This window comes from Brevundimonas sp. CURTG3B2_SDJG (assembly GCF_057364705.1).
On the sequence record NZ_JBNFOJ010000380.1, the window covers coordinates 1 to 2,371 of the forward strand.

The window sequence follows — 2,371 nt, forward strand, 5'->3', positions numbered from 1 at the left end:
CACACGCCGCAGGGCGCGCGGGTCGGCGCGCGCACCGCCGCGGCCGTGTTCGGCGGCGCGCATATAGTCGTCGGGCCGCTCGAACGGCGGGTCGATCAGCAGGAAGGCGCCGGGCGCGGCGGCGGCCTCGGCCCTGGCCTGGTCGTAGCCGTCGCCGCCCCGCGCCGACGCCTGCGGAAGGGTTCCAGCGCCTCGGTCAGCAGGGTGAGGACCGGCGGGGTTCAGCTCGAACCCCAGATAGCGGTCGCCCCGCCCCAGCCGGCCGGCGATCAGCAGGGGCGACCCCGGATAGAGCGTCGCCCCGCCGTGCGGATTCAGCTTGGCCACCTCGGCCGCCAGCGCCTCCATCAACGGCGGCCGGTCGCCCGCGGCCATCAGGCGCGCGATGCCGGCCTCGGCCTCCTTGGACCGGACCGCGTCGCCGGACAGGTCGTAGACCCCGGCGCCGGCGTGGGTGTCGATCACCGTCACCGGCCCGGCGGCGCGGCGGCGGTCCAGCAGCCACAGCACCAGGGCGTGCTTGACCAGGTCGGCGAAATTCCCGGCGTGGAAGCTGTGGCGATAGTTCATGGGGCTGGTTCCCTCGCCCGCGCGCCCGGGTCAAGACGGAACCGCCTGACCGCCGCGCCGTTGCGTCCCCCGCCCGAACCTCTCACGGACATCATGATCGACCACCCCGCCCTCTCCGACGCGCGCCGCACCCCGCCCAAGGCCGTGGCCGAAGCGGCGCGCCGGGGGCTGGAGCTGCGCGAAGAGCACGGCCGGGGCGGAACCCACGTCGGCGTCCGCCGCGCCGAGCGCCTGATGGACCGCGAGCCGGTCAGCGACCGGGACATCAAGTCGATCTACAGCTATTTCGCCCGCCACGCCGTCGACAAGCTGGGCAAGCGCTGGGGGGACCCGAAGACGCCCTCCGCCGGCTACATCGCCTGGCAGCTCTGGGGCGGGGACGCCGGGCGGGACTGGATCCACGATCTCCGGGCGGCGCTGCGCGAGGCCGAGGCATGACCGCCGACGACGGCGCGCTCATCCCCGACGGCCTGAGCTGGTGCAGCGACGAGTCCCCCGGCCTGACCCGCCGCCGCTCCGGCAAGGGCTTCACCTATCTGGACCGGTCGGCGCCGTGATCCGGGACTCCAGGACCCTGGACCGCATTCGCGCCCTGGCCATCCCGCCCGCCTGGACCGACGTCTGGATCTGCCCCCGCGCCACCGGCCACATCCAGGCCGTCGGCCGCGACGTGAAGGGCCGCAAGCAGTACCGCTATCACGCCGACTGGAGCCGCCACGCCGCCGAGACCAAGTTCGAGCGTCTGCCGGCCTTCGCCCGGGCGCTGCCCAGGCTGCGCAAGCGGGTCGAGGCCGATCTGGGCGCCCGCGGCGTCACCCGCGACAAGGTCCTGGCCACCGCCGTGCGCTTGCTGGAGATCACCCTGATCCGCGTGGGCAACGCCCAGTACGCCCGCCAGAACCGCTCCTACGGCCTGACCACCCTGCACAAGCGGCACCTGGAGGTCGACGGCGCGGCCCTGACCTTCGCCTTCCGGGGAAAGAGCGGCGTCGAGCATGAGGTGCGGGTGCGCGACCGCCGGCTGGCCACCGTCGTGCGCTCCCTGCGCGAGCTTCCCGGCCAGCAGCTGTTCAAATGGCGCGACGGCGAAGGGACGCTGCACGCCATCACTTCCGACGACGTGAACGCCTACATCCGCGAGGCCATGGGCGAGGACTTCTCGGCCAAGGACTTCCGCACCTGGGCCGGCACGGTGTCGGCGGCCCGCGCCCTGCGCGACGCCGAACCGCCCTCGTCGGCGACCGACGCCAAGCGCAAGGTCACCGTCTGCGTGAAGGCGGTCGCGGGCCTGCTGGGCAACACCCCCACCGTCTGCCGGTCCTCCTACGTCCATCCTCGGGTCTTCGAGCTCTACGAGAGCGGCGAACTCGCCGCCGCCCTCCCCGGGCCCGACGCCGCCGGCTTCGAACGCGCCCTGATTGGGGTGCTGGAGTGAGTCCCCCAACCCGCTCATCCCGGCGAAGGCCGGGATCCAGATGCAACGACGCCGTCGTCGAACCGAAGACACGGAGGTCCAACGCGAGCCGCCTGGGTTCTGTAATCTGGGGTCCCGGCCTTCGCCGGGATGAGCGGATGACAGGTAAGCCTAGGCCGTCGCCCAGTATCCCTGGCTGCGGGCGCTGACCGGCGCCCGCGTCGCCGCGACCCGCGCCTGGATCAGCGACCGGAAGGCGTCCGCCTGGTCGTCGCCGCTCAGCAGTCGCAGGGAGCGGATGATCCGCGTGATGCGCCGGTGGTTGTGGTCCGTCGGGCTCAGCCAGCGGCCGGTCGCCTGGTAGAAGGCCGCCATCCGGTCGGTCGC

The 2,371-nt window shown here is 73.3% G+C and carries 5 protein-coding genes; 3 read left to right on the plus strand and 2 right to left on the minus strand.

Features of this window, described 5'->3' with window-relative positions; genetic code table 11:
* Nucleotides 1-570, minus strand: a 570-nt coding sequence (rlmJ, locus tag AC2W7C_RS16855) for a 23S rRNA (adenine(2030)-N(6))-methyltransferase RlmJ (RefSeq protein WP_486002411.1), incomplete at its 3' end; no start/stop codon positions are given.
* 93 nt (nucleotides 571-663) lie between these two features.
* On the opposite strand from rlmJ, the gene AC2W7C_RS16860 reads away from it, so the two are divergent.
* The 3 genes from AC2W7C_RS16860 to AC2W7C_RS16870 are packed head-to-tail and all read left to right on the plus strand — an operon-like array spanning nucleotide 664 to nucleotide 2,005.
* Entirely contained in the window at nucleotides 664-1,008 is a 345-nt protein-coding gene (locus AC2W7C_RS16860; RefSeq protein ID WP_486002412.1) for a hypothetical protein, read from the plus strand.
* On the plus strand, nucleotides 1,005-1,127 hold the full coding sequence (locus AC2W7C_RS16865) for a hypothetical protein (protein WP_486002413.1): 123 nt from the start codon (nucleotides 1,005-1,007) through the stop codon (nucleotides 1,125-1,127). The genes AC2W7C_RS16860 and AC2W7C_RS16865 overlap by 4 nt, the downstream gene beginning before the upstream one ends.
* A complete protein-coding gene (locus AC2W7C_RS16870) occupies nucleotides 1,124-2,005 on the plus strand; it encodes a DNA topoisomerase IB (protein ID WP_486002414.1) in 882 nt (293 codons plus the stop codon). Before AC2W7C_RS16865 ends, AC2W7C_RS16870 begins: the two co-directional genes overlap by 4 nt.
* A gap of 150 nt (nucleotides 2,006-2,155) precedes the next feature.
* On the opposite strand, the gene AC2W7C_RS16875 is transcribed toward AC2W7C_RS16870, so the two are convergent.
* A partial coding sequence (locus AC2W7C_RS16875; protein WP_486002415.1) for a hypothetical protein occupies nucleotides 2,156-2,371 on the minus strand: 216 nt, incomplete at its 5' end.

Excerpts from the sequence above, each read along its gene's own strand:
- AC2W7C_RS16860 (WP_486002412.1), top strand. The coding sequence starts at position 664 with ATGATCGACCACCCCGCCCTCTCCGACGCGCGCCGCACCCCGCCCAAG.
- AC2W7C_RS16865 (WP_486002413.1), top strand. The coding sequence starts at position 1,005 with ATGACCGCCGACGACGGCGCGCTCATCCCCGACGGCCTGAGCTGGTGC.